The organism is Qipengyuania xiamenensis (assembly GCF_019711495.1).
In the GTDB taxonomy this organism is placed as follows: Bacteria; Pseudomonadota; Alphaproteobacteria; order Sphingomonadales; family Sphingomonadaceae; genus Qipengyuania; species Qipengyuania xiamenensis.
Genome location: NZ_JAIGNM010000002.1, coordinates 426,219 through 450,692 on the forward strand (window position 1 = coordinate 426,219; position 24,474 = coordinate 450,692).

General features: G+C 63.7%; 25 protein-coding genes. 12 read left to right on the forward strand and 13 right to left on the reverse strand.

The features are described from left to right. Positions 1–30: 30 nt before the first annotated feature. Genes K3165_RS10265 through K3165_RS10275 form a run of 3 tightly spaced genes read right to left on the reverse strand, consistent with a single transcriptional unit; the run spans position 31 to position 3,499 of the window. Positions 31–1,281 (reverse strand): N-succinylarginine dihydrolase, encoded by a 1,251-nt coding sequence (locus K3165_RS10265; protein ID WP_221548785.1) that lies wholly within the window; start codon positions 1,279–1,281, stop codon positions 31–33. After that, positions 1,278–2,294: an arginine N-succinyltransferase gene (locus K3165_RS10270; RefSeq protein ID WP_221548786.1), complete on the reverse strand. Its 1,017-nt coding sequence runs from the start codon at positions 2,292–2,294 to the stop codon at positions 1,278–1,280. The genes K3165_RS10265 and K3165_RS10270 overlap by 4 nt, the downstream gene beginning before the upstream one ends. Further along, positions 2,291–3,499 (reverse strand): hydrolase, encoded by a 1,209-nt coding sequence (locus K3165_RS10275; RefSeq protein WP_221548787.1) that lies wholly within the window; start codon positions 3,497–3,499, stop codon positions 2,291–2,293. Before K3165_RS10275 ends, K3165_RS10270 begins: the two co-directional genes overlap by 4 nt. A gap of 131 nt (positions 3,500–3,630) precedes the next feature. Here K3165_RS10275 and K3165_RS10280 point away from each other — a divergent pair, with 131 nt between their 5' ends. Both K3165_RS10280 and K3165_RS10285 read left to right on the forward strand, forming a co-directional pair. Continuing rightward, positions 3,631–5,736, forward strand: a complete 2,106-nt coding sequence (locus K3165_RS10280) for a malate synthase G (RefSeq protein ID WP_221548788.1) — start codon at positions 3,631–3,633, stop codon at positions 5,734–5,736. An 82-nt stretch (positions 5,737–5,818) separates the two neighbouring features. After that, positions 5,819–6,358, forward strand: a complete 540-nt coding sequence (locus tag K3165_RS10285; protein ID WP_345720933.1) for a PilZ domain-containing protein — start codon at positions 5,819–5,821, stop codon at positions 6,356–6,358. On the opposite strand, the gene rsmA is transcribed toward K3165_RS10285, so the two are convergent. The 4 genes from rsmA to K3165_RS10305 form a co-directional block, all read right to left on the reverse strand. Then, the gene (gene rsmA, locus K3165_RS10290; protein WP_221548790.1) at positions 6,355–7,176 is read right to left on the reverse strand and encodes a 16S rRNA (adenine(1518)-N(6)/adenine(1519)-N(6))-dimethyltransferase RsmA; all 822 of its coding nucleotides are present in this window, start codon (positions 7,174–7,176) and stop codon (positions 6,355–6,357) included. The two genes, K3165_RS10285 and rsmA, sit on opposite strands and share 4 nt — an antisense overlap. Then, positions 7,169–8,182: a 4-hydroxythreonine-4-phosphate dehydrogenase PdxA gene (gene pdxA, locus K3165_RS10295; protein WP_221548791.1), complete on the reverse strand. Its 1,014-nt coding sequence runs from the start codon at positions 8,180–8,182 to the stop codon at positions 7,169–7,171. Before pdxA ends, rsmA begins: the two co-directional genes overlap by 8 nt. Then, on the reverse strand, positions 8,179–9,522 hold the full coding sequence (locus K3165_RS10300; RefSeq protein ID WP_345720936.1) for a peptidylprolyl isomerase: 1,344 nt from the start codon (positions 9,520–9,522) through the stop codon (positions 8,179–8,181). The genes pdxA and K3165_RS10300 overlap by 4 nt, the downstream gene beginning before the upstream one ends. Positions 9,523–9,673: 151 nt before the next feature. After that, entirely contained in the window at positions 9,674–12,019 is a 2,346-nt protein-coding gene (locus K3165_RS10305; protein ID WP_221548792.1) for an LPS-assembly protein LptD, read from the reverse strand. A gap of 100 nt (positions 12,020–12,119) precedes the next feature. On the opposite strand from K3165_RS10305, the gene K3165_RS10310 reads away from it, so the two are divergent. From K3165_RS10310 to K3165_RS10335, 6 genes are all read left to right on the forward strand, one after another. Continuing rightward, entirely contained in the window at positions 12,120–13,577 is a 1,458-nt protein-coding gene (locus K3165_RS10310) for a leucyl aminopeptidase (RefSeq protein WP_221548793.1), read from the forward strand. Between the two features lie 14 nt (positions 13,578–13,591). After that, positions 13,592–13,753 (forward strand): DUF2256 domain-containing protein, encoded by a 162-nt coding sequence (locus K3165_RS10315; protein ID WP_221548794.1) that lies wholly within the window; start codon positions 13,592–13,594, stop codon positions 13,751–13,753. A 25-nt stretch (positions 13,754–13,778) separates the two neighbouring features. Then, complete coding sequence (locus tag K3165_RS10320; protein WP_345721029.1) at positions 13,779–14,219, forward strand: DNA polymerase III subunit chi; 441 nt, start codon at positions 13,779–13,781, stop codon at positions 14,217–14,219. 40 nt (positions 14,220–14,259) lie between these two features. Then, positions 14,260–14,778, forward strand: coding sequence for a hypothetical protein (locus K3165_RS10325; protein WP_221548796.1), 519 nt, complete (start codon positions 14,260–14,262; stop codon positions 14,776–14,778). A gap of 83 nt (positions 14,779–14,861) precedes the next feature. Then, on the forward strand, positions 14,862–15,284 hold the full coding sequence (gene ndk / locus K3165_RS10330) for a nucleoside-diphosphate kinase (RefSeq protein ID WP_221430670.1): 423 nt from the start codon (positions 14,862–14,864) through the stop codon (positions 15,282–15,284). Positions 15,285–15,374: 90 nt separating this feature from the next. Beyond that, on the forward strand, positions 15,375–15,788 hold the full coding sequence (locus K3165_RS10335; protein ID WP_221548797.1) for a nuclear transport factor 2 family protein: 414 nt from the start codon (positions 15,375–15,377) through the stop codon (positions 15,786–15,788). Between the two features lie 16 nt (positions 15,789–15,804). Here K3165_RS10335 and K3165_RS10340 read toward each other — a convergent pair whose 3' ends face one another. Genes K3165_RS10340 through purM form a run of 4 tightly spaced genes read right to left on the reverse strand, consistent with a single transcriptional unit; the run spans position 15,805 to position 19,253 of the window. Next, complete coding sequence (locus tag K3165_RS10340) at positions 15,805–16,995, reverse strand: sulfotransferase family protein (protein WP_221548798.1); 1,191 nt, start codon at positions 16,993–16,995, stop codon at positions 15,805–15,807. Next, entirely contained in the window at positions 16,992–17,198 is a 207-nt protein-coding gene (locus K3165_RS10345; RefSeq protein ID WP_221548799.1) for a hypothetical protein, read from the reverse strand. The genes K3165_RS10340 and K3165_RS10345 overlap by 4 nt, the downstream gene beginning before the upstream one ends. Next, positions 17,198–18,163, reverse strand: coding sequence for a phosphoribosylglycinamide formyltransferase (gene purN / locus K3165_RS10350; protein ID WP_221548800.1), 966 nt, complete (start codon positions 18,161–18,163; stop codon positions 17,198–17,200). The genes K3165_RS10345 and purN overlap by 1 nt, the downstream gene beginning before the upstream one ends. Beyond that, entirely contained in the window at positions 18,156–19,253 is a 1,098-nt protein-coding gene (gene purM, locus K3165_RS10355; protein ID WP_221548801.1) for a phosphoribosylformylglycinamidine cyclo-ligase, read from the reverse strand. The genes purN and purM overlap by 8 nt, the downstream gene beginning before the upstream one ends. Positions 19,254–19,344: 91 nt before the next feature. On the opposite strand from purM, the gene K3165_RS10360 reads away from it, so the two are divergent. Genes K3165_RS10360 through K3165_RS10375 form a run of 4 tightly spaced genes read left to right on the forward strand, consistent with a single transcriptional unit; the run spans position 19,345 to position 22,326 of the window. Further along, positions 19,345–20,616 (forward strand): heavy-metal-associated domain-containing protein, encoded by a 1,272-nt coding sequence (locus tag K3165_RS10360; RefSeq protein WP_221548802.1) that lies wholly within the window; start codon positions 19,345–19,347, stop codon positions 20,614–20,616. Positions 20,617–20,635: 19 nt separating this feature from the next. After that, complete coding sequence (locus K3165_RS10365) at positions 20,636–21,247, forward strand: HdaA/DnaA family protein (protein ID WP_221548803.1); 612 nt, start codon at positions 20,636–20,638, stop codon at positions 21,245–21,247. A 27-nt stretch (positions 21,248–21,274) separates the two neighbouring features. Then, positions 21,275–21,976 (forward strand): serine O-acetyltransferase EpsC, encoded by a 702-nt coding sequence (gene epsC / locus K3165_RS10370; protein WP_221548804.1) that lies wholly within the window; start codon positions 21,275–21,277, stop codon positions 21,974–21,976. Next, the gene (locus K3165_RS10375; protein ID WP_221548805.1) at positions 21,976–22,326 is read left to right on the forward strand and encodes a DUF2794 domain-containing protein; all 351 of its coding nucleotides are present in this window, start codon (positions 21,976–21,978) and stop codon (positions 22,324–22,326) included. The genes epsC and K3165_RS10375 overlap by 1 nt, the downstream gene beginning before the upstream one ends. 61 nt (positions 22,327–22,387) lie before the next feature. Here K3165_RS10375 and K3165_RS10380 read toward each other — a convergent pair whose 3' ends face one another. Continuing rightward, positions 22,388–23,527 carry a hypothetical protein gene (locus K3165_RS10380; RefSeq protein ID WP_221548806.1) on the reverse strand — a complete coding sequence of 380 codons (1,140 nt, stop codon included), beginning with the start codon at positions 23,525–23,527 and terminating at the stop codon, positions 22,388–22,390. A gap of 71 nt (positions 23,528–23,598) precedes the next feature. Beyond that, on the reverse strand, positions 23,599–24,426 hold the full coding sequence (locus K3165_RS10385; protein WP_221548807.1) for a DUF4328 domain-containing protein: 828 nt from the start codon (positions 24,424–24,426) through the stop codon (positions 23,599–23,601). Positions 24,427–24,474: the final 48 nt, after the last annotated feature.

Below are 24,474 nucleotides of genomic sequence, written 5' to 3' on the forward strand. Positions count from 1 at the left end.
GTCGAGTTGGTTAACTTTTAAGCACCCGTTTTAAGCGAGGGTGTCCAAGGATAGGACAGTCAGCAAGGCCTCGCGTGCTTCGATCACACGGGTGGCCAATTCCTCGCTGCCGAGGTCTTTCGGGTCGATGGTTTCGGGCCACATCTGGGCCACAACGGATTCGATCCGGTCGGCCTTTGCCTCGTCCAGCATGAAGCGCTGGTCGACCGTTGCCGGGTCGGCCACAACGCGCAGGCGCAGGCAGGCAGGGCCGCCGCCATTCGCCATCGACTGTTTTACATCTACGGGCAAGACCTTGCGGATCGGACCATTGCTGGCGAGCATGCTTTCGCAATAAGCCCAGACGCTCGCGCTTTCCTGGCATTCGCTCGGCACCACCAGTGCCATTTCGCCGCCGGGCAGGGTGAGAAGCTGGGCGTTGAAAAGATAGGTGCGGATCGCCTCTTCGAGACTGACCGCGCTTTCGGGCACTTCGACAACTTCGAGTGCGGGGAATGCCTCGCGGATAGCCTCGTAAGCGCCCTGCTGGTCGGCAAAGGCGCGTTCGTGGGTGAAGAGCACACGCTCGTTCGCCACCGAGACCACGTCATTGTGGAAGGCGCCGGCTTCGATTGCTTCGGGGTTCTGTTCGATGAAGACGCACTTCGCCGGGTCGAGACCGTGGAGGCGCGCGATGGCGCGGCTGGCCTGCTCGTGCTGGCGCGCGGGGAATCTGCCGCCCTGGCGGCCCCAGACGAATACTTCGACGCCCGGTGCGCCATAGCCCTCGCAGAACCGCATGTGGTTTGCAGCGCCCTCGTCACCGAAGGCGGAAAGCACCGCATCGTGGACCGTAAAATGCTCTTCGTCGCCGAAAGCGATGGCGAGCTGCGCCTGCGTGTCCTGCCATTCCTGCGCCCGGTGCGGCATGGTGACGAGATTGGCCGGCGTGAGGTGACAGCGCCCGTCCGCCGTATCGGGGGCAGGGCTGACCGTGGCGGCATTGGCCGTCCACATGCTCGAGGCCGACCAGGCAGCTGCGAGCAGCTGGCGCGGTGCGGTCTCGTCGATGGCTAGCCCGCGGATCAAATCGCCATTGGGGCGGGGCAAGGGCAGCAGGAAGCCCTGCGCAAGTCCAAGCGCCATGTTCGAACGCATCTTGGCGATGCCCTGAAGAGCAGCCGCGCGCGGATAGGAGGTGTCGCCCTTGTGGCTGGCGCTGGCGATATTGCCGAGGCTGAGGCCGGCGTAATTGTGGCTCGGGCCGACGATGCCGTCGAAATTGATCTCGACGAGACTCATCGCGCCACGCTCCAGATGGTATCACCGACGCCCACTTCGAGCGCCTTTGCGCTGAGCTCGTCGATCGCCACCGTATCGTCATCGCCGAATTCGCGCATGCCGTAGGCGGACTTGAACGTGTCCAGCGTACCCGTGGCGATCAGAGCGCGCTCGCCGATATCGAGGTCGATGGCGGAAATCCTTGCCGGACGCGCTTCGGCGACGCTCTTCACCTGGTCGGTGCGCGCGGTCATCGTCGGGCCGCCGTCGAAGATATCGACATAACCTTCGGCGGCGAAGCCTTCGTTTTCCAGCATCCGCATGGCCGCCCGGCCGGTTGGGTGCGGGACGCCGATCACCTTCTTGGCCTCATCGTCGAGCATGGCGACATAGACCGGGTGCTTGGGCATCAGGTCGGCGATGAACTGGTTGCCGTTGATGGCGTTGAAATAGTCGGCTTCCTGGAAGGTCATTCCGAAGAAGCGGCCAGCGACACCGTCCCAGAAGGGCGAACCGCCGCGATCGTCGATCACGCCGCGCAATTCGGCGAGGATGCGGTCGGCAAAGCGGCTGCGGTGCATGGCGATGAACAGGTAACGGCTGCGAGCCAACAACAGGCCGAGCCCGCCCGCGCGTTCGCCCGGGTGGAGGAAGAGGCCGCCGACTTCGGAGGAGCCTTCGAGATCGGTCACGAGGCTGAGCAGTTCGGCCCGCACGGTGCGGTCGAGTTCCTGGCTATGCTGCGTCAGCGTGTTGAGGCGGTAGCTGTAGAACGGCCACTGCTGGCCGACCTGGGTGAACAGCTGGCAGGTGCCGCGAACCTGGCCGGTCTCGGTATTTTCCAGCACCAGCGTGAAGACATCGTCGCCCAGCGTATCTTCTGTGCGCGCGAATGCTGCCTCGGCGCGCTCCAGCTTCTTTGTCAGCGCATTCTTGTCCGCCGGCAGGTTGGTGAAACCGCCCCCGGTCAGCTTGGCCATCTCGTAAAGGTGTTCGAGATCGGAAATATGCGCAGCGCGCAGGCGGAAGGTCACAGATGGTCTCCGGTGGATAGCTTCGTGAGGACCAGCGCGCTCAGCGCGGCGCGTTCCCGCAGCGAAGGGACAATCATGAATTCGTCGGGTGAGTGGATGGCGCCGCCGCGTACGCCCATGGTGTCGACCACGGGTACGCCGGTGGCAGCGATATTGTTGCCGTCGCACACGCCTCCGGTCGATTTCCAGCCAATGGTCTGGCCGAGCTCGGCACCGCATGCCTTCACCAGGTCGAACAGGCGCTGCGCCTTGTCGTCGACGGGCTTGGGCGGGCGGGTGACACCGCCGTGGCGGTGGATGCCGACTTCATGCTCGCTCTCGATCATCTTGAGGATCGCGTCCAATTCACCGTCGAAGCGGTTCATCGCATCGGTCGACTTGGGGCGGATGTTGAAGCGCAGGATCGCAAGGTCGGGCACGACATTGTTGGCTGCGCCGCCTTCGATCTTGGCCGGGTTGACCGTGATGTCGTCTGCCTCGAGCGCCTTGATCCGCAGCACGAGATCGCTGGCTGCGACGATGGCATTGTGGCCCTCATGCGGATTGCGACCTGCATGGGCGCTGCGCCCCGTGATGGTGATCGAGTAATTGCCAGTCCCGCCGCGCGCATGTGCGAGCGTTCCGTCGGGCAGGGCGGAAGGTTCATAGGTCAGGGCGGCATATTTGCCGCGCGCCAGCTCCTCGATCAGGCTGCGGCTGGCGAGGCTGCCGGTTTCCTCATCCGAGTTGATCATCACGTCGTAACCCACGCGGGCAGAGCCCTCGATAGTCTCGAACAGCTTGAGGGCATGGAGGATGACGTCGAGGCCGCCCTTCATGTCCGCAGTGCCGGGGCCGTTGATGACCTCGTCATCGAGCCACTTCACCTCCTGGAAGGGATGGTCGACGGGAAAGACCGTATCCATGTGGCCGGTCAGGACGAAGCGGCGCTCCGCCTCGGGGCGCACGCGCAGGACCATGTGCTGGCCGTGAGGCTTTTCGAACTCGCGCCCCTCTGCCGAAATAGCCGTCACCGTTGCCGGATCGACCAGCTCGACTTCGCCGGGCAGGGCGGAGAAGGCATCGGCGAGGACACCCGCCATGGTCCTGAGCCCGTCTATATTGGCCGTGCCGGTGTTGATCGCTGCCCAATCCTGCACCTCGCGCAGCATCGTGTCGGCGTCGATGGCGTCGAGAAAGGCTTGCGGTGCGGTATCCGGTTTCATCGGTAACCTCCTTAGACGCGCGGACAATCAAGTCCACCCCGCCGCTTGCAATCGTCAACCGGTCTGGGCATAGCAAAGCCACTCCTCCCCGGGTCCACATTGCAAGCCATTCGCTTACCCAGAGGAGTTCCATGAGCAATTACGTGACGCGCGCCGGTATCGAGGTCGACCAGGCGCTGGCCACCTTCGTCGAAACCGAAGTTCTCGCGCCGCTTGGCCGCGATGGCGAAACGTTCTGGACCGGGTTCGCGAGCCTCCTGGGCGAGTTCGCGCCGCGCAACGCGGCGCTGCTCGAAAAGCGTGAGGATTTGCAGGCGAAGATCGATGCCTGGCATGTCGAGCGCAAGGGGCAGCCCCATGACGCGGAAGTCTATCGGGCGTTTCTCGAAGAGATCGGCTATCTCGTCCCCGAGCCGGGCGATTTCACTATCGGCACGCAGAATGTCGACCCCGAGATCGCGACTATGGCAGGGCCGCAGCTGGTCGTGCCCATCCTCAACGCGCGCTTCCTGCTGAACGCGGCGAATGCGCGCTGGGGCAGCCTCTACGATGCCTTCTACGGGACTGACGCGCTCGAAGCGCCTCCCGCGAGGCCCGGCGGCTATGACGAGGATCGCGGTGCAGCGGTCATCGCCGAGGCAAAGCGTTTCATGGACGAGGCCGTGCCGCTGGCAGACGGGACGAAATGGGCGGACCTCACCGATGTGAAGGACAATGGCATTCCGCTGGCCGATCCCGCGCAATGCGTCGGCTGGAACGACAAGGCCTGCCTCTTCAAACACAATGGGCTTCACATCGAGGTCGTCTTCGATCCGGAGCACCCCGTCGGCAAGACTGACCCAGCCAATATCGCGGACATCAACCTCGAGGCTGCCCTCACGACGATTGCCGACTGCGAGGACTCAGTCGCGGCTGTGGACGCGGAGGACAAGCTCCTCGCCTATCGGAACTGGCTCGGCGTGATACGCGGCGATCTTTCGGAAAGCTTCGACAAGGGCGGCAAGACGGTCACCCGCGAACTGGCGAAGGACTGTTCCTATACCGCACCCGACGGCGGTGAGTTCGCCTTGCCCGGCCGCAGCCTCATGTTCGTGCGCAATGTCGGGCACCTGATGACCAATCCGGCGATGCGCTGGGACGGCAAGGAAATTCCCGAGGGCATTCTCGACGCGGTGATGACCAGCGCGATCTCGGCGCAGGACGTCGCGGGGCTGGGCAAGTACGGCAACTCGCGGTGCGGCTCGATCTATATCGTGAAGCCCAAGATGCACGGGCCCGAGGAGTGCGCCTTCACCAACGACTTGTTCGATGCGGTCGAGGACCTGCTGGGCCTGCCACGGCACACGATCAAGGTTGGCGTCATGGACGAAGAGCGCCGCACTTCTGCCAACCTTGGTGCCTGCATCCACGCGGTGAAAGACCGCATCGTCTTCATCAATACCGGCTTCCTCGACCGTACTGGCGATGAGATCCATACCTCGATGCAGGCCGGTCCCATGATGCGCAAAGGCGAGATGAAGAACTCCGCCTGGCTGAAGGCCTACGAGGCGCGTAATGTCGGCATCGGCCTCAAACACGGCCTTTCCGGCCGCGCGCAGATCGGCAAGGGCATGTGGGCAGCGCCCGACCTGATGGGCCAGATGATGATCGAGAAGATCGGCCACCTGCGCGCCGGCGCCAACACGGCATGGGTGCCGAGCCCCACAGCCGCCACGCTGCACGCAATCCACTATCACCGGGAGGACGTCTTCGAGATCCAGAAGGGTCTGGGCAATGTGCCGGGCCTCGGTGACCTGCTCACTATCCCGCTTGCAGAGGGCACCAACTGGTCCGAGGACGAGATCGGCGAGGAGCTCGACAACAATTGCCAGGGCCTGCTCGGCTATGTCGTTCGCTGGATCGACCAGGGCGTGGGCTGTTCCAAGGTGCCCGACATCAACGATGTCGGGCTTATGGAAGACCGCGCCACCTTGCGAATCTCCAGCCAGCACATCGCGAACTGGCTGCTCCATGGGGTCATTTCCGAAGGGCAAGTGATCGATTCGCTGCGCCGCATGGCCGCGAAGGTGGACGAACAGAACGCCGATGATCCGACCTACGAGCCGCTGCTGGCGAACGAGGACGGACCTGCATTCAGCGCAGCCAAAGACCTGATTTTCAAAGGCGTCGAACAGCCGAGCGGATATACTGAGCCGCTGCTGCATGCCTGGAGGCTCAAGAAGAAGGCCGCCGCCTGACAAACTGCGGGTTCCTGCCGCAAGCAATTGCTAAGCCTTTAGCCATAGGCTGCCTTCCCGTAACGAAGAGAAGGTCGCCACAGTGTCTGCAATTCCTATTAGGGAGCGCCGCGAGGATCGCGTGGATCTGCTCGTCCGTGTGACCTTGCATACGGACGGTTCGAGCAGCGTCGTGAGGCTGTGCAATATCTCGGCGCGGGGCGCGCTGGTCGAAGGCGACGACTTGCCCGAGACGGGTCGCACAGTCGATCTCCAGCGGGGGGCGACTGCAGTGCAGGGCCGCATCATCTGGCGGGCCGGAAACAAGGCGGGCATCTCGTTTTCCGGTCGCACGGAAGTCGAATACTGGTTCCCCGAGGCAGAGCCGCAAAACTCGGTCGACAAGGCCTTCCAGCGCATCGCCCGCGAAATGCACCGGCAGGACAAGCGAGAGCCGGTGGTTGCGCCGCATCATCGCTCGCAGATCACCGCCGACGACATGGAGCGTTCCGCTGCGGCGCTGGAAGAGCTGGCCGATGCGCTGGCGGGTGAGCCGGACCTCTTCGGCCGTTATGCGACGCAACTGCAAGCGCTGGACATTTCGGCGCAGCTGCTGCGCAAGCTAGCCCTGCGCGAAGATTAGCCTAGGGCGCGCGCCAGCCTGACGAAATCGTCCACTTCAAGCGTTTCCGCCCTGCGCTGCGGGTCGATCCCGATCTCCTCGAGAGTTTCGACAGCTCCGGGCACAGCCTTTAGGCTCTGGCGCAGCATCTTGCGGCGTTGGCCGAAGGCCGCCTCGGTCAGCCGTTCGAGCAGCCGTGCCGATACGCCTTCGGGCATAGCGGCGGGTTCGACATGCACGATGGCACTCATGACCTTCGGTGGAGGGGTGAAGGCGCTGCGATGGACCTTGATCGCCATCTTCGCCTCTGCGCGCCACTGGGCAAGGACGGCAAGGCGTCCGTATGCGGAACTGCCGGGCTTGGCGACGATCCGCTGAGCAACTTCCTGCTGGAACATGAGCGTCAGCGAGGTCCACAGCGGCGGCCATTCCTCGCCGCCCATCCAGCGCGTGAAGAGCGCGGTGCCGACATTATAGGGCAGGTTCGACAGGATGGCGTAGGGCTCGCCCCCCATGACAGCATCATGGTCGAGCTTGAGCGCATCGCCTTCGATCACGCGGAGCCGGTCGGGGAACGCCATTGCGAGTTCCGACAGGGCGGGCAGGCAACGCGTGTCCATTTCGATCGCCGTGACCTCGGCCCCTGCGCGTAGCAATGCGCGGGTGAGCCCGCCCGGGCCGGGGCCGATCTCGAGTACTTTCTTGCCCGAAAGGTCGCCGGGAACGGCAGCGATCCGGTCCAGCAATTGCTGGTCGAAGAGGAAGTTCTGGCCGAGCGCCTTGGACGCGCTGAGGCCATGGCGGGCGATGACTTCGCGCAAGGGTGGCAGGTCAGTCACGGGCAGCGCGCCTCGTGGCCATCTCGCCGGCCATGCGAAGCGCGGCGATCATCGCGCCGGGATCGGCGATGCCCTTGCCGGCGATGTCGAAAGCCGTGCCGTGATCGGGGCTGGTCCGCACGATGGGAAGGCCGAGCGTCACGTTGACGCCCTCATCAAAATCCAGCGCTTTCAAGGGGATGAGCGCCTGGTCGTGATACATGGCGAGCGCCACGTCATATCCGCTGCGCGCGCGCGGGGTGAACAGGGCGTCGGCGGGGTAAGGACCGGAAATCCCCATGCCTTCGGCACGCAGTTCCTCGATGGCCGGGGTGATGATGCGCTCTTCCTCGTCACCGAAACGGCCGTCCTCGCCCGCGTGCGGGTTGAGGCCGCAAACCGCGAGCCGCGGGTTATCGATACCGAAATCATCGCGCAGCGCAGCCTCGACGATGCGGGCGCGGTGACAGATCAGCTCGGAGGTCAGCAGGGTCGGCACATCGGCAAGCGCATGGTGGATCGTCAGCGGGACGGCGCGAAGGCTGGGACCTGCCAGCATCATCACTGCATCGCGCCGCTCGAGCCCGCAGGCATCGGCGAGGAATTCGGTCTGGCCGGGCTGCTTGAACCCGACATTGGCCAGTTCCGCCTTGGAGATCGGGGCGGTGACGAGACCGGCAGCTTCGCCCGATATCGCCAGCTTCGTTGCGGTCTCAAGCGAATGGAGGGCCAGCTTGGCACCTGCTTCGAGCAGCGTGCCCGGATCGTAGGAATGGTCCGCCATGCCTAGAACGGGAAGGGCGCGCTGGAATACCTGCGGTGCCTGTTCCGGTTTCGAAATACGCTCGATCCGCAGGGGTATGCCGCATGAATGCGCAGCGGTCCCGATGACACCCGCACCGCCGGTCACGAAGAACGGCGGTATGGCGTCACTTTCGCGCCGCGACCATGCGGCGGCGATGATTTCGGGTCCTATCCCCGCCGGATCACCCAGCGAAACGGCGAGGGGGAGCGAGGCGGGGGTCAATTGTACTCGATATATGCGTCGTTGCGCAGGTCGCGCAGGTAACGCTGCGCCGCCTTGTTGACGCGCTCGTCTTCGATCTCGGCCATGAGCTCGTCGAAGTTCGGACCGGATTCGACCTGCGGGTCGTCACGGCCGCACAGCATGAGCACGCGCACACCGTCCTGCACCGAACCGAAGGGCGGCGTCACTTCGCCGACCTGCATGTTCAGCACCATGTTCTGGAGCTGGTCGGGCAGCGCGCGGGCGTTGATCTGATCGTTGGTGACGACATTGGCATCGAGCGATGCCGCGATTTCATCGGCGCTACCGCAGCCGCGCATGTTCTGGACACCGGCAATGAAGGTATCGAGCTTCGCCTGGTTGACCGTCGCATCTACAGCCGGGTCGAAAGTGACCTGGATCTGCTTGAGGCTGAGCGTCGCATCGCGCGGGTCGGCGGTCAGGACCTGGCGCTTTTCGCGCAGGAACACGATCCAGTAGCCACCCGAGATGGCGATCGGACCGACCAGCTGGCCGGGCTGCATCTGGCCGACAACCGTTTCCAGTTGCGGGTCCTTGAGCTGCGGGAGGTGGATCCAGCCGAGGTCGCCGCCGACTGCCGCAGTCGAGGCTTCGGAGAACTGGCGCGCATAGGCGACGAAGCTGCCGCCCTGGCGAAGCTGTTCGACGATCTTCTGGGCATTGGCTTCGACCGCCGCAGCATTCTGCGGGGTGGAGGACAGGAAGATTTCCCAGACCCAATATTCATCGGTGCCCTTCGAAGCGTTGAGACGCTCCATGAGCTCGTTCACTTCTTCGGCCGACACGTTGACGAACATCGAGACCTTGCGGCGCAGCAGGCGCTGCCATGCAAGTTCCCCCTGGATCTGGCGCTTCAGCGAAACCGGTGAGGAGCCGATCGAGATCAGGTAGGCGTCCATCTCTTCGAGACGGCGGTTGGACTGCGCAGCAAGCCGTGCATAGGTCTGGTTGACCTCCGCTGGATCGATCACGATTTCCTCGGCTTCGGCTGCCTGGATCTGCAGCGTCTCGTCGATGAGATTGCGCAGGACCTGAGCGCGGACGCGCTGCATTTCCTCGGGCGAAATTTCGCTCTGGCTGGCATCGACGAGCAGCGCGACGCGGTGGTCGAGATCGGTGCCGGTGATGACATGGCCGTTCACGACAGCCGTTGCCTTGCGGACATTGGGATCGGGATTGGTGAGCATGGTCAGCTCGCTCGGCAGGTTCAACGTATCCTGCGAGCCGACGGCCGATTGTGCGCCAACGCCCGGGGCGCTTGCGAGAATACCGATTGCCGCGGCCATGCCGGCCAGTTTCGAAACCAAATGTGCGTTCACGCTGTAAAATTCCCTTGCGGCGCGGTTGTGCTGCGCCCGAATGCTTCGGTCATGCCGCACCGCGGCTTAACCGTTGCTGATAAGCGATGCGCGGATAGCGCGTTTGTCCCCTGCTGCCAACACGCGCGCAAGGCGCTTGTGGAAGCAATTTTTAGCGGAAGCCGAGATTTTTCAGGCTCAAATAGAGCTGGAAGGTGTCGCCGCGCCGTGCGTCCCCTGCCGAAACATAGTCGCGCCGCCACGTCGCGCCCATTTCGAGGCAGTCGTCCTGGTAGGCAATGCCGAGGCGTGTGCGGATCGGCTGGAAACCATCACTGCTAAGCGTAGGGTCTTCCTCGCGATCGGTCAGGTTGAACACGCCCGACCCGAAAGCCGACCAGTAATCGGCGAATGCCACGCGCACCGCTGCGCGCAGTTCCTCGCGGTCCTGCAAATCTTCCACGGAGGTGATGTCGCGGTTGAGGCGCAGATAGCCGACTTCGGCATAGGTCCGGCTGGAGCCGATCGTCGCATCGAATTCGTTGCGGCGGACGGCGAAATTGTCTTTGTCGAGCCGGTAGCGGTGGGTGAGCTTGAGGAAGTCGCGGTATCGGATCTGGGTGCGCCCGACGAAATCGCTCACCTTCTCGGACAGTCCCGTCCCGTCGGGGAAGATATCGCGGTCCGAATCGAGCCTGTAGGACTGGCCCAGCGTCGTAAGCAGTTCCCAGCCCGGCCGGCGCAGCTTCCAGTCGAAACCGTAGGTGACACGCGCACCGTCTTCCACGCGGTCGTAGCCCGGGAAACGGTTGAGCGCGAAGAGGTTCGAATCCTCCAGATCGATCGCGCGCGCATCCTCGTTCGGGATGGCGAGGTTCTTGATATCGGGGGTCACCACGAGCTGCACCCGGGGCGTAAGTACCTGCTCGCCGCCGAAGAATTCGCCTACGAAGGGCCATTCGACGTCGATCGCGCCGAGCGCGACGCCGCGCGTCTCCCATCCCGGATTGCCTCGATAGGAGGCGGTTTCGGTGAACTCGTTGCCGTCCGAATGGTAGATGTCGCCGCGCAGAAGGCCGGTGAGGGTGACGACCTGTCCGAGGCCGGTAATGCGCTTCAGGTCCCATTGCGCCTTGGCGAAGGCGCGTTCGGTTTCCTGACCTTCCTTGCGGATGATCGCGAGGCTGTTGAGCTGTAACTCGACATTCCCGCCGGCAATCGGATCGTCGAGGCGATAACGCCAGTCCATGACGGGCAGGGCGACCGGCACATTGTCCTGGTCCTGGCCCAGCCGCAGTGTCTGCGTCGCCCATCCTGCCATCGAGAAATAGGACTTCTCGTCGATCCGCTCGAGATCGACCATCGAACGCAGGCGGTCGTCGCGGCTGATGTCGTAGCGGCGCAGGAAGGTGCGGTCGCTGGCGAGGCGGATCGAGCTCGTCAGGCTCCATTCGGGCGTGAACTGGAACTTGCCGTTGGCGAACAGGTATCCGCGCGGCTCGCTGTCGAAGGTGTCGGTGCGGGTCGCGTCGGTGAAGCGGCGGCTATGCGTTGCGTAGCCGGTGATCTGGTACGCGCCCTTGTCGGTTAGGTGGCGCCACTGTGCCGAGACCATCGGCGGTGCCTTGGTGAAAGCATAGGCCGATACTGTCAGGTCGCGATTGTCGGCAAAGCGGACGTAATAGCTGCCCGAAACCTCCACACCGTTGCTTTCAGAAATGCGCAGGTCGGGGACGAGGAAGCCCGATACCGCGCCACCATCGGTCCGCACCGACAGGCCGGGCAGAGGCAGGATGCGGGCACCGAATAGTTCTAGATAGGCGCCCTTGAAGCGAACCTTGCTGTCGGTCGGATCGTATATGACGCGCTCGGCGGTGATGCGCCAGCTCGGTTCCTTGCCACAGCCTTCGGGATCGGTCACCGCGCAGGCGCTGTAGGCGGCCTGTTCTAGTGCGATGGTGCCGTCGTTCTCGCGCACGCCGCGATTGGCTGCGAGCCTACCACCCTGGCGCAAAGCCAGCAGCAGATCGTCCATCGCGCCGGCTTCGAACTGGTCGGTCAGCTCGACGCGTTCGGAGTAGAGCTGGTTGCCGTTCTCGTCGACGAAGCGGACATTCCCGCTCGCCACGATGACGCCGGTGCGCTGGCTCCAGCTGACGCTGTCGGCCCGTAGCGACCGGTCACCGGAGCGCAGGACCACATTGCCTTCAGCCGTGGTGATGTCCGCGTCGGAATCATAGCTGAGGATATCGGCGGCAAAGGATATCTGCCGCTCGCCTGCCTCGTTGAATTCGGGCGGCGGCGGGGGAATGTCTTCCTGCGACGGGACTACGACCGGATCGGGCGGGGCCGGCAGGTCGCTCGGGCTCTCGCCTTCCGGCTCTTCGACTGTGCCGGTTCCGGTGGCCGCGCCTTCCTGCGCCGCCAGAGGTGCTCCGGCGACAAGCGCGAGCATGGCCACGCCCGTCCCGAGAAGGTGCGTTGCATTTGCAATCCGGTTGGCTCGGCTCGGGACCATGGCTTGCCTATCGCACCGGCCACGCCTAATCGCAATCGCGTTTCCTACGGCGCCGGCCGCAACAGGCCCGCTACGACCAGACAATATCTCGGGAGAATCCATGCACATCCAGTTTAGCCAATCCCGTCCGCAAGGCGCGCGCCTCATTGCGCATGTGGTCGACAAGGGCAAGCTTCCTGCTGCCACCAATGCCGCAATGCGCGCAGGCGCCGAGGCTGCCCGATTCAAGGGCACTGCAGGACAGACCTTCGACGGTTTCGTCGAAACGGACGGCGGTGTGGCGCGGTTGGCGCTGGCTGGCGCAGGCGACAAGAACGACGAAGCGCGCCTCGCAAACCTGGAAAAGGCAGGCGCGGCGCTTGCCGGCAAGTATCAGTCGACCGGCGACAAGCAGCTTGTGCTCGACCTGTCGGAAAGCGACCTGACCGCGATCGAGGCTGCGCATGTGCTGCTCGGCCTGCGCCTGCGCAACTGGCGCTATGACATCTATCGCACCAAGCTGAAGGACGAACAGAAGATCACGCTCGAAGGCGTGACCGTCGTAGGTGGGCCAGAAGGCATTGAAGGCGCCTGGGCCCATGCGGCCGCCTTGGCAGAGGGCGTGGAATTCACGCGTGAGCTGGTCACCGAACCGGCCAATGTGATCTACCCCGAAAGCTTCGTTGCGCGCTGCAAGGAGCGTTTCGAGGACACAGGTGCGGAACTGATCGTGCTCGACGAAGCGCAGATGGAAGAAATGGGCATGGGCTCGCTTCTCGGCGTCGGACAGGGTTCCACCCGCGAGAGCCGCATCCTCGCCATCCGCTGGAACGGCGGCGGCAGCGAGGCTCCCGTCGCTTTCGTCGGCAAGGGCGTGACCTTCGATACCGGCGGCATCTCGATCAAGCCGGGACCCGGCATGGAAGACATGAAGTGGGACATGGGCGGCGCAGGCGCGGTTGCGGGCGGCATGCTCGCTCTCGTCAAGCGCAAGGCGAAGGCCAATGTGGTCGGCGTCATGGGTCTCGTCGAGAACATGCCCGACGGTAATGCCCAGCGTCCGGGCGACGTGGTCAAGTCGATGAACGGCCAGACCATCGAGATCCTCAACACCGATGCGGAAGGCCGCCTCGTGCTGGCCGATGCGCTGCACTGGACGCAGGAAGAATTCCAGCCGAGCCGCGTGATCGACTTTGCCACGCTGACGGGTGCGATCATTATTTCGCTGGGCAATGAATACGCCGGTCTCTTCTCGAACGACGACCAGCTTTCCAAGGAACTGTCCGAAGCTGGCGAAGCCGTGGGCGACAAGGTCTGGCGCATGCCGCTGGGCAAGGCTTACGACAAGCTGATCGACAGCCCCATCGCCGACATGAAGAACATCGGCGGCAAGGGTGCAGGTTCGATCACCGCGGCGCAGTTCCTCCAGCGCTTCATCGCGGACGACACCCCCTGGGCCCATATCGACATCGCCGGCATGGCATGGTCCGACAAGCCCGGACGCACCTGGGGCAAGGGCGCCACGGGTTATGGCGTGCGCCTGATCGACCGTCTGATTGCAGACACGGTCGAGGGCTGACCGAAAGCGGCGTCATGGCGAAGATGAGGCGCAAGGCAGACCTTCCGACGAAGATCTGCGCGACTTGCGGCCTCAGCTTCGCCTGGCGCAAGAAATGGGCGCGCGACTGGGACAGTGTGCGCTATTGTTCCGAGCGGTGCCGCAGGAACAAGCAGGCTGGCGAAGGAGCCGGCTGAAGGGCCGTAGGGAAAGGGTCAGGTCATTCTCGTCGATTTCTACCAGCTCAGCCGCGATCCGGTCGACGTGACCGTGGTCAAGCTTGCCCGCAAGGTCATGCAGGCGGGCGAGCGGCTGGTGGTCGTTGCGTCGGATGAAGGCCTGCGCGAGCATCTGTCCGAGGCCCTCTGGCAGCATGGCAATGGCAGCTTCCTCGCCAATGGTCCTGCCGACGGGCCGCATGCCGCACGCCAGCCGATCCTGATCTCCGCCGATTGCGCAGCCCCGAACGAGGCGCGCATGGCCATCCTCGCCGATGGCCGGTGGCGCGATGAAGCCACGCGGTTCGACAGGGCCATGCTGCTGTTCGATGCCGATGCCACCGAGGCCGCCCGCGGCCTTTGGCGTGAACTCGCCGCCCGCGAGGATATCGAGAACCGCATCTTCAAGCAGACGCCCGAAGGCGGCTGGCGCGAGGGGCGCTGAACTTTCAGGAACTTGCGCCGCTTTCGCCCGTCGGTTGGGTATGCGTAGCGTTTTCCCAGTTTCACTTGCCCTGATCCTCGTCCTTACGGCGTGCGGGCAACAGGCGGATGAAGCTGCCGACGGTCCTGCAGAAGATGCGCAGGAAACGCTCGGATCCTACGATATCGATCCGCAAAGCGGCGAGGTTCGGGCAACACACACAGACGCGGCGGGCGTGACCACGACCATGCGCGCAGGCGAAACGGTCGAGGCTCGCCTTCCCGAACCCTTCACGGTCTATCCCGGCGCTTCGGTGACCAACACGACCCGTGTCGAGCAGGGCGACGGGGCTTTCGTGACGGTCGAATTCAACACGCCCGACGAGCGGGAGAAGGTGGTTGAATTCTATCGCCGTCAGTCACGCGATGCAGGGATCGAGCCGGAGGTGGAGGTTTCGGCCGGAGCCACCACCACGCTCGGCGGGGAGAACCGCGAGCGGCGCTCCAGTTTCGCCCTGCAGGTGACACGCGTCTCGGCGCTGACCGAGGGACAAGTCAGCATCGCGAGCGGTTTCGACTAATTCTTGCCCCTTCGCGCGCGCGGCGCTAGGGGCGCGCGCGAGAACATTCTCCCCCTACAAAGATATTCGCAAGGAACACTATCATGGCGGTTACCCGCACCTTTTCGATCATCAAGCCCGATGCCACCCGCCGCAACCTGACCGGCGCGGTCACCAAGATGCTCGAAGACGCCGGCCTGCGTGTCGTCGCTTCGAAGCGCATCCACATGACCCGCGAACAGGCCGAAGGCTTCTACGCGGTCCACAAGGAACGCCCCTTCTTCGGTGAACTGGTCGACTTCATGATCTCGGGTCCGGTCGTCGTTCAGGTCCTCGAAGGCGAAGACGCCGTGAAGGCTAACCGCGACGTGATGGGCGCGACCAATCCGGCCGATGCCGACGAAGGCACCATCCGCAAGACCTATGCCGAGTCGATTGAAGCGAATTCGGTCCACGGTTCGGACAGCGAAGAGAACGCAAAGATCGAGATCGATTTCTTCTTCGACGAGAACGAAATTGTCGGTTGATTGAAATCAAATTACCGCTGACCGATTAAACTCGGCAGACAGGTTAATGGGTTAGGTGATGGGCGCATCCTGGGTTAGGGTGCGCCCATCATGTTTTCGAGCGTCTTCAAATTCAGCTCGCGCAAGGCGACCCGCCAGCATTGCATTCGCAACTGCGTGGATTGCTTCAACGCGCGTGATTTCAAGGGCGCTCAGGCATACCTCGCCGAAGACATAAAAGTTTGCGATGGAAACTTTCGCGAAATTCGCGGCCGCGACGAACTGCTGAAATGTGAAGCGGGAATCGCGGAGCGTTACCCCGACCGCAAGGTCATTATCGAAGAGATGAACAATCATAACGGTTGCGTCCTGGTGCGCGGTCGTTTCGAAAGCCGGTTCGACGAAATTGCCGGACTGGCGCTCTGGCAGGTCGAATTCGATGGCAATCGCATCTCGCGCATCGATGTCACGCGGGATCAGCAGCGTGTTACGCTGCCCCAATTTGCGGTGACGGTTGCGGCCTGAGGGCCGACTCCCATTTTCAGGATGCGAAGGTTTCCAGCTGGCGGCTGTGTTGCCCGTGGCTGTCGCGTGACGCTCGCTGCAACTCGGTTTCGGCAGCCGAGCGGGCCTGCGGCGCGAATTCCTTACCCAGCGCGCGATAGGCATCTGCCAAGGCCGCCATCGGATCGTCGTTGAGCGCCTCGAAGTGTACGGTCGCTGCAACGGCATCGCGATCGGCCGAGAAAGCGGTGATCCGCCGAGCCCGCAAATCCATCTTCCGGCGCCATTCCGCTTCCAGCGCTTCGATATCGGCGAGATCGCTCTGGAAAGCCATCTGGCTCGCGACCATCGACACGCTGCTGGCAAGCACGCTTTCGCTGTCGCGCTCGCAAGCAATCACACGGGCGTCGGGAAATGCGGCAATCAACGCGGGCATGTCTTCGGCGAATTGCGGGCACTTGAGCACCCTTGGCCGATCTGCATTCCCCATAGTCGCCGCATCGGTCCGCAGGATGCGGGCGAACTCGCGATAGACGGGGGCGGCATCGCGCGCCTCGCTAAAGGCGACAAACGAGGGAATGCGCCATTGTGCCTCGAAAGCAGCGGGCGATAGCGCGGCGGCAAGCCAGCCGATTTCCTCGTCCGCGCGGGTGGCGCCGAAGGGATGCATCGCCTCTAGCCACGGATTGATTGCATGCGCGATGGCGAGGGCGGCGCGCGCCTTCACCGGCCTGAAATCGGGCGATGCCGGGATCGGGTCCTGGCTGTTGCAGAAACGCGTACCGCAAAAGCGCGGATCGGCTGCCAGCAGGCGTTGGACCCGCGTCGTCCCGCTGCGCATCTGGCCGAGGACGACGATGGGCGGTGCGATTTCGGTCCGGGCGATCTCGGGCTGCTCGCGCCACAGCTTGCCCAGCGTATGGCGCTTGCGGATGGCAGAGGTAATCTGGCCGTACGCCATGGTGTGCCCGAGCGCGTTGAGCTGTGCCTCTTCGCGAAGCGACCGGCACAGCACCTCGAGCCTCAGCCTGAAATCGGCGACGTCTTCCTCGTCACGGATGGAGATCTCGTCTTGCGCGCCATAGCCGCGACTGCCGATGTCCCAGAGGTAGTCGGGATCGAATTCCGGCTTTTCCTGCCAGCCTTTGCCCCAGACCGTCTCGAGCAGGCTGTCCAGCCAGCCTGCGAAGCGCGAGCGGGTGAAGGGATGGGGGCGTGGTGGGTTCATTCGCGCGGCGACTTCCAGCGCGTGTACAGCATCTCGGCGAGCTTGCGTAGCAGGTGCGCGCCGATGAGCACGCCGGCCGTGATGAGCACCGCGTCCAGCATGCCGACCTGCTCGGTCTGCCAGCTGTCATCACTGTCGAATGCGATCATCGCAAAAGCCATGATCGCCAGCAGGAAGAATATGTAGGGCGTGAGGCGGCGCATCAGAACTGGTCCGCCGCGTCGATCAGCTTGGTCGCGCTCTTCGGGGCTACGCTGCGCCAGCTGCGCTCCAGCCAGTCGGCAACATGGTTCCAGTCGAGGCCGGGCCGGTTGAGGATCACGCCGATCCACCCGCTCGCGCCGTAATAGGCCGGCTTGAAATAGGCCTGCGGCTGCGCTTCGACGAGGTCGAGCAGTTCGTCCATGCTGCCCGTCTTGACGAGGAGGGCGACATGTTCGCTGCCGTGATGCTGGTCATTGAAATAGGCGAAATACTTGCCCGATTTCTCGCTACCCGCGCGCCAGCCGGGCGAGCCGTGGCTTTCACGCTCGTGCGTCTGCGGCAGGGCGAGCGCAAGCTCGCGGACCTTGCCGAGCAGGTAGTCAGGATCGTTTTCGCGGCCCACATATTCGCTGACAACGCGCGGATAGAGCTGATGCTCCGCAAATCTTACGCGCTCGGCCAGCGTGTCGGCGGTTTCCCCCTCGCGGATGGAGACCTTCATCTGCCCGAGAACTTGTCCGGCATCGAGTTCGGGTGTCACCAGATGGACCGATACGCCGCCGTGCGTATCGCCCGCATCTATGGCGCGTTGGTGGGTGTCGAGCCCGGGATATTTCGGCAGCAGGGAAGGGTGGATGTTGAGCATCCGGCCTTCCCAGCGGGTCACGAAACCATCGGTCAGGATGCGCATGTAGCCGGCCAGCACGATGTAATCCGCCCCGGCGTCGCGCGCGGCCTTCTCCATCGCTTCGTCATGCTGTTCGCGTGGCATGCCCTTGTGCGAAAGCGCGAAGGTGGAAATGCCTTCGCCTGCCGCCAGTGCCAGCCCCTCGGCATCGGGATCGTTGGCCGCGACGAGGACGACTTCGTAGGCAGCACCGGGCAGTAGCGAGGCATAGAGCAACGCGGCCATGTTGCTGCCGCGTCCGGAAATGAAAATCGCGACTTTGGCCTTGTTAGCCAAGGTGCACGGCCTCCCAGTCTTCCTTCGCCGACCATGTGCCCAGCGAACCGCGCACCGTGCAGCCCTTGTCGCCCGCAACGATCTGGCCGACTGCGAGGACCTGCTCGCCGGCGTCTTCCAGTCGGCTGCGCACGAGTTCGACCTTGGACGGTTCGACTGCGAGCACCATGCCGACACCGCAATTGAAGGTGCGCGCCATCTCGCCCGGTTCGATATTTCCCTGTGCCTGCAGGAAGGCCATCAGCCCGGGCTGGTCCCAGCTGTCGGCATCGACTTCGGCATGCGCGCCCTGCGGGAGGACGCGCGGGATATTCTCGAGCAAGCCGCCGCCGGTAATATGCGCCATCGCGTCGATCAGCCCGTCGCGAACGATCGGCAGCAGCGTCTTCACATAGATGCGGGTGGGTTCGAGCAGCGTCTCGACCAGCAAGCGGTCTTGATCGAACAGAGCAGGGCGGTCGAGTTTCCAGCCCTTGTCTTCGGCAAGACGACGTACCAGCGAGAAGCCGTTCGAATGCACGCCCGAACTGGCCAGGCCGAGCAGGACGTGTCCCGGAGCAACGCGCTCGCCCGTCAGTTGCTCGCCGCGTTCGACGGCACCGACGCAGAAGCCTGCAAGGTCGTAGTCGCCGCTGGCATACATACCGGGCATTTCTGCCGTCTCGCCGCCGATCAGCGCGCAGCCTGCCTGCTTGCAGCCTTCCGCGATGCCCGCAATCACGCGCTCGGCAACACCGTTTTCCAGTTTGCCGGTCGCGAAATAGTCGAGGAAGAAAAGCGGTTCCGCGCCCTGGACGATCAGGTCGTTCACGCACATCGCGACAAGGTCGATGCCGACATGGTCGTGCCGGTCGGTGTCGATGGCAAGCTTGAGCTTTGTGCCCACGCCGTCATTGCCCGCCACGAGAAGCGGGTCCTTGTAGCCCGCGGCCTTGGGATCGAAGAAGCCGCCGAAGCCCCCGATTTCGCCGTCGGCGCCGGGGCGCATGGTGGACTTGACCAGTGGTCCGATCGCTTTGACGAGGCGGTTGCCCGCATCGATCGAAACCCCGGCCTGTTCGTAGGTATAGGAAGGCGTGTCGCTGCTCATGTTTGCCCCCTTGCGCATTCCGGCCGGAATTTCCAGCAAATGCGCTTGGATTTCCCGAACCGATTGGGCAAAAGGCCCGCCTGAATAGCCCATGCGGACATATTTTTTCCTTTCCCGGCGCGCCCGTTACGCCCTGATCGCTTCCGGCATCGCGCTGGCAGGCGGCGCTGGCTGGCTGGCGCAGGCACAGGTCGGTGGCCAGCGCGGGATCGCTGCAGTGGCCGCCTCGCGCGATATACAGGTCAGCGATATCGAGGTCGACGTGCGCGGCGATACCGGTGTCGAGGCGCGCGAAAAGGCGTGGAAGGAAGCGCAGGTCAAGGCGTGGGAGAAGCTGGACGGCCCGAATCTCTCCGATTCGCAGATCTACGGCATGGTCTCGGCAATCGTGGTCCAGCGCGAACGCCTTGGCCCCAAGCGCTACATCGCGACGCTGGGTGTGATCTTCGACCGCCAGAAGGCCAATTCCTATCTCGGCGATGACGGCATGTCGCGGCACAGCGCGCCGATGCTGCTGCTGCCGGTCACCATGTCGGGCGGAACGCATCTCATGTACGAGCAGCGCAATCCGTGGCAGCGCGCATGGGCGGAATTCCAGGCTGGGCAGAGCAGCGTGAACTACGTGCGCCCGAGCGGTGCGGGCGGCGAATCGCTGCTGCTGACTTATGGCCAGACAAACCGTCGCAGCCGCGTGTGGTGGCGCGACATCCTCGATTCCTTCGGTGCTGCCGACGTCCTCATTCCGATCGCCAGTCTGCGCTATTCCTACCCCGGCGGACCGATTGAGGGTACTTTCACGGCGCGTCACGGGCCGGATAACGAGTTTCTCGACAGTTTCACGATGCGGGCGGAAAGCCCCGAGCAACTGCCCGCGATGCTCGAGCAGGCCGTGCGCCGTTTCGATGCCGTCTTCCAGGTCGCGCTGACCGACGGCACCATCCGCCCCGATCCGACGCTCAATGTCAAAACGGGCGACCTCAATCCCGAGATCGCGCGCCTTGTCGAACTGGGCCGGCGCCTGAAGGCACAGGACGAGGCATTGGCGCAGGCCGCATCGCAGCCGACAGAGGCCAGCGGCGGTGCGATCAGTGCAGCGCCTGTCGCTACACCGCCGCCCGAAGGCTCGGTCGCGCTCTATACCGTCCAGTTCCAGACTCCCGACGCTTCCAGCTTCGGTAGCGTCCTTGCGGCCGTCAGGGGCACGCCCGGTGTCCGCTCGACAGGCGTGCGCAGCACCGCGATCGGGGGGACCTCGGTCATGACTGTCAGCTATTCGGGCTCGATCGCCCAGCTGGCAGAGGCCTTGCGCGGGCAGGGCTTCACCGTGCAGCAGGGAGCGACGGCGCTCTTGATCAGCCGCTGATCGCGTACACGGTGCCTGCATGAGCCAGATCGCGCTTCCGCTTACGCACTCCGGTTCCGAGGGACCGGACAGCATCATCATCGGGGAAAGCAACCGGTCCGTCGCCGAGGCACTGGCGGCATCGCAGGACTGGCCTTTTGGAACCGCGATCCTCGCCGGACCGCCGCGCTCGGGAAGATCGCTTTTCGCGCGCTGGTTTGCCTCGCACACCGGGGGCGGGGCGATCGACGATGCCGATACCAAGGACGAAACCGAGATCTTCCACGCCTGGAACCGCGCGCGAGAGGACGGTTATCCGCTTCTGCTAACGGTCGATGCGAAGGGCTGGGAAATCGAACTGCCCGACCTGCGCAGCCGGATGGGAGCCGCTCTCCAGCTCGAAATCGCGCCTCCGGACGACGATATGGCCGCACAGCTGATGCTGAGCCATGCTGCCCAGCGGGGGCTCGCGCTCGGCGAAGGCGCGCCTGCCTATCTCGTGCCCCGGATGGAGCGTAGCTACACCGCTATCGAGCGGATCGTTGCGGAAATCGACCGGCTCAGCCTTGAACGAAAGGTGCCTGCCACCATGTCGATCTGGCGCGACGCGCTCGACGCGGTTCAGGGGCCTGAGCAGGCCCGCTTGCTTTGAATGCACTAAAATGGAAGGATTGAGGCCATGTTGGAACGGCTGATCGCCTATCTGGACTCGATCAAGGCCCGCGATCCTGCACCGCGCAGCCGCTGGGAAGTGCTGCTTTATCCGGGTGTCTGGGCGCTGGCCTATCACCGTGCAGCACACTGGCTGTTCGAGGCCGAGCTGTTCTTCCTCGCCCGCCTGATCAATCACTGGAGCCGTATGGTGACCGGGATCGATATCCATCCGGGCGCCAAGATCGGCCGCAATTTCTTCATCGACCATGGCTTCACCGTCATCGGCGAGACCGCCGAGATTGGTAACAACGTCACCATCTATCAGTGCGTGACGCTGGGTGGCACCAACCCGACCAATGGCAAGGGCGGCAAGCGCCACCCCACGATCGAAGACGATGTGATCATTGGTTCGGGCGCGCAGGTCATCGGTCCGATTACGGTGGGCAGGCGTGCGCGTATCGGCGCCAATGCCGTGGTGACCGACGAAGTGCCCGAAGGCGCGACGATGATCGGCCTCAAGGCTCGCAGCACGCTGGTGCCGGCCGAAGAGTGGATGAAGGAATTCATGCCCTACGGCACGCCCTGCGACGATCCGTGCGAGGAAGCGCGCGAAGTCGGCCGCGACTGCATCGAGAAGCTGGAAGGCGAGTTGAAGTCGCTGCGTAGCGAAATCGCCGAACTGCGTGCTGCCGCCGAGCCCAGCAAGCGAAGCGGTACCGACGACTGATGAATCTCGGCAGCGCGAAGGTCGTATCTTTCCCCGGACGCAAGCCCGACCAGATCGGTTTCACCCGCGAGGAACTTACCCGCATTCTCGACGTGTACGGTCGCATGGTCGCCGCCGGACAGTGGCGCGACTACGCGATGGATTTCACCAAGGATGCCGCCACCTTCGCTGCCTTCGTGCGCCATGCCGAACGTCCGCAGGCCCGGATCGAGAAACGTCCGTCGCTACGCGGGAAACAGGGCATGTGGACCCTGTTCGGAGAGCATGGCCAGATCCTGAAGCGAGGCCACGAGTTGCCGGGCGTAGTCGCCCCTATCGAGCGGCGCCTCATGAAGGCTGTCGAGGACTGAACGCAAAAGAAAAGGCCCGCACCGCAGTGCGAGCCTTCTCCGATCAGTATGGTGTGATCTGTCAGGCGGTGGCCGGAAGCCTTGCCTGCATCTCACCCGGCAGCCCCTTCACCACTGCGGCGCGAATCGGCGTCCACAGCGCGCTCAGCGAGAGCAGGGCAGAGCCGATGACCAGTGCGGTAAGCGCGAAGGTCAGTTCGACCGCGCCGAATTCGCGGAAGAGGTAGGCCAGTGCGATCAGCACGTAGGCGAGGGCCGAAACCAGCAGCGCACGGCGGTCGATCGCCAGCGCGATCAGTCCGAATGCGATGTAGACCGCAAGCACGGCCACCGCAGCGCCTGCACCGATATTGTCGCCATCTGTAACGCCCAGCAGCGCGAAGATTGGGTGTGCGATCATCGGCGCGGCGAGCAGGTGCAGCCAGAAAGCCACGTCGCTGCGACGCGTTTCGCGGCGCGGGTCGCTCATGTCCCAGCGCATGGCGAAGGCGAAGATCACGAGACCGGCGACGAACACGAGGCTGAGGATCACGGTCTCGATGTTCGATGCGTTGGGCCCGATAATCGCTACCAGCAGAAGCACCGCAGTTGCGGCGATCGCCCCGGTGCCTGCAGCAATGGTGATCGGCACCATGAAGCGGCGCCAGTGGAGCCATGCGGCGCCTGCCGTGATCAGTGCCGACACGGCGAGCAAGGAGAAGCCGAGGGCGGCCTGCTCGTCACCCTGCGGCGAAAGCCAGCCGATGATTACGCCGGTAAGCGTCGCCATGACCCCGCCCACGAAGGCGAGCAGGAGGATGATGCTGGGCAGGGCCATACGGCGCTTGCGGGTGAAGAATTCGGCGAGGAACCAGGCCGTGCCCGCAACGAAGAGCGCGGCGAGCGACAGGGCGACACCCTGTGCCATCATGCGCTGTTCGCGCGTCTCCATCCACCAGTTTTCACCCACATCGGGCGTCCACTGGGGAACCGGATAGACTGCGCCTGCAAGCGCTTGCCCGATTGCCCCCATTGCGACGAGCATGATGACCACGCCGATCGATACGAAAATATCGTTGAAGCCGGTGATGAGCCGGAAATGCTCGGCGTCGGCGGGTAGTGCATCGCGCTGCGCGGCGGTGTGCGCGCGCAGGGCGTCCGCAGCTTCGGCGCTGATTGCGCCTGCCGCCACGGCTGAATTCAGGTCTTCCTGGCTATACATGCCAATCTCTCCCCATTGAAGAATGCTGCGGGTGATACGCCTACTGTATTAATACGTCAATACGCCTAGCTTCACCCGATGATGTTCACCGTGGGGCGCGAAGGTGCTTCTTCCTCGATCACCTGCGGTTCGATTTGCGGCAGGATTTCCATCTGCGCCTGCGTGATCTTCCGTGTCAGGTTGGCAAAGAGATAGGCCGAACCGAGCAGCAGGATGATCGCGAAGCTCAGGATCACGAACTCCATCCAGATCGGCGTCATGATGATGAGATTGGTCGCCGCATCGAGCGCGAATTTCACGATCATCGCGCTCAATATGAGAAGGCCGACGATGACCGAAGTCCACCACGCGGTTACGTTCTCGACCGTCGAATGGGCGAAATCGTCCCCTTCGCCCTCGCTGCGATTGTAGAGTTCGCGCATCGCTTCGAAGGGAAGCATGAGATTGGCGAGCGGGATGAGATAGGAAGAGACCGCGCGTCCCGGCCCGTATTTCGCCCTGATCCCGACGTCGCGCAGATTGGCATGCGCGCGCCATACCCACATCATTGCAGCGACGAGGAAGGCGAGGGTCGAAGCCAGGAGGACACCGAAAGTGATCACCCCGGGCGCATCGGGTTCAAGGCTCTCGTCGGAGGGGAGGAAGCGTCCCTCGAGGAAGAAGGCGCTGCTCGAGCGGTTATACCGGGCCTGCAGCTCGCGATATTGCCGCTGGTAGCCGTAGTAGTTCGAGGGCTGGCCGATCATCGCCTCGACTTCGGCGATCCGTTCGTATTCCTGCTTCACCGCGATCCCGCCCAGACCGAGCTGGACTAGGCCGGCGATAATGACGACGAAAGATAAAACCGTAACAACGAGCGACGTCTTGCGCAGCGTGCGCAAGTTCTTGTCGAGATCCATCGCAACCCCCCAAAGAAAAACCCCGCCGCATACTGCAATGCGGCGGGG

Excerpts from the sequence above, each read along its gene's own strand:
- K3165_RS10265 (WP_221548785.1), bottom strand. The coding sequence starts at position 1,281 with ATGAGTCTCGTCGAGATCAATTTCGACGGCATCGTCGGCCCGAGCCAC.
- K3165_RS10275 (WP_221548787.1), bottom strand. The coding sequence starts at position 3,499 with ATGAAACCGGATACCGCACCGCAAGCCTTTCTCGACGCCATCGACGCC.
- K3165_RS10280 (WP_221548788.1), top strand. The coding sequence starts at position 3,631 with ATGAGCAATTACGTGACGCGCGCCGGTATCGAGGTCGACCAGGCGCTG.
- K3165_RS10305 (WP_221548792.1), bottom strand. The coding sequence starts at position 12,019 with ATGGTCCCGAGCCGAGCCAACCGGATTGCAAATGCAACGCACCTTCTC.
- K3165_RS10310 (WP_221548793.1), top strand. The coding sequence starts at position 12,120 with ATGCACATCCAGTTTAGCCAATCCCGTCCGCAAGGCGCGCGCCTCATT.
- K3165_RS10315 (WP_221548794.1), top strand. The coding sequence starts at position 13,592 with ATGGCGAAGATGAGGCGCAAGGCAGACCTTCCGACGAAGATCTGCGCG.
- K3165_RS10325 (WP_221548796.1), top strand. The coding sequence starts at position 14,260 with ATGCGTAGCGTTTTCCCAGTTTCACTTGCCCTGATCCTCGTCCTTACG.
- ndk (WP_221430670.1), top strand. The coding sequence starts at position 14,862 with ATGGCGGTTACCCGCACCTTTTCGATCATCAAGCCCGATGCCACCCGC.
- K3165_RS10335 (WP_221548797.1), top strand. The coding sequence starts at position 15,375 with ATGTTTTCGAGCGTCTTCAAATTCAGCTCGCGCAAGGCGACCCGCCAG.
- K3165_RS10340 (WP_221548798.1), bottom strand. The coding sequence starts at position 16,995 with ATGAACCCACCACGCCCCCATCCCTTCACCCGCTCGCGCTTCGCAGGC.
- K3165_RS10345 (WP_221548799.1), bottom strand. The coding sequence starts at position 17,198 with ATGCGCCGCCTCACGCCCTACATATTCTTCCTGCTGGCGATCATGGCT.
- purM (WP_221548801.1), bottom strand. The coding sequence starts at position 19,253 with ATGAGCAGCGACACGCCTTCCTATACCTACGAACAGGCCGGGGTTTCG.
- K3165_RS10360 (WP_221548802.1), top strand. The coding sequence starts at position 19,345 with ATGCGGACATATTTTTTCCTTTCCCGGCGCGCCCGTTACGCCCTGATC.
- K3165_RS10365 (WP_221548803.1), top strand. The coding sequence starts at position 20,636 with ATGAGCCAGATCGCGCTTCCGCTTACGCACTCCGGTTCCGAGGGACCG.
- epsC (WP_221548804.1), top strand. The coding sequence starts at position 21,275 with ATGTTGGAACGGCTGATCGCCTATCTGGACTCGATCAAGGCCCGCGAT.
- K3165_RS10375 (WP_221548805.1), top strand. The coding sequence starts at position 21,976 with ATGAATCTCGGCAGCGCGAAGGTCGTATCTTTCCCCGGACGCAAGCCC.
- K3165_RS10380 (WP_221548806.1), bottom strand. The coding sequence starts at position 23,527 with ATGTATAGCCAGGAAGACCTGAATTCAGCCGTGGCGGCAGGCGCAATC.
- K3165_RS10385 (WP_221548807.1), bottom strand. The coding sequence starts at position 24,426 with ATGGATCTCGACAAGAACTTGCGCACGCTGCGCAAGACGTCGCTCGTT.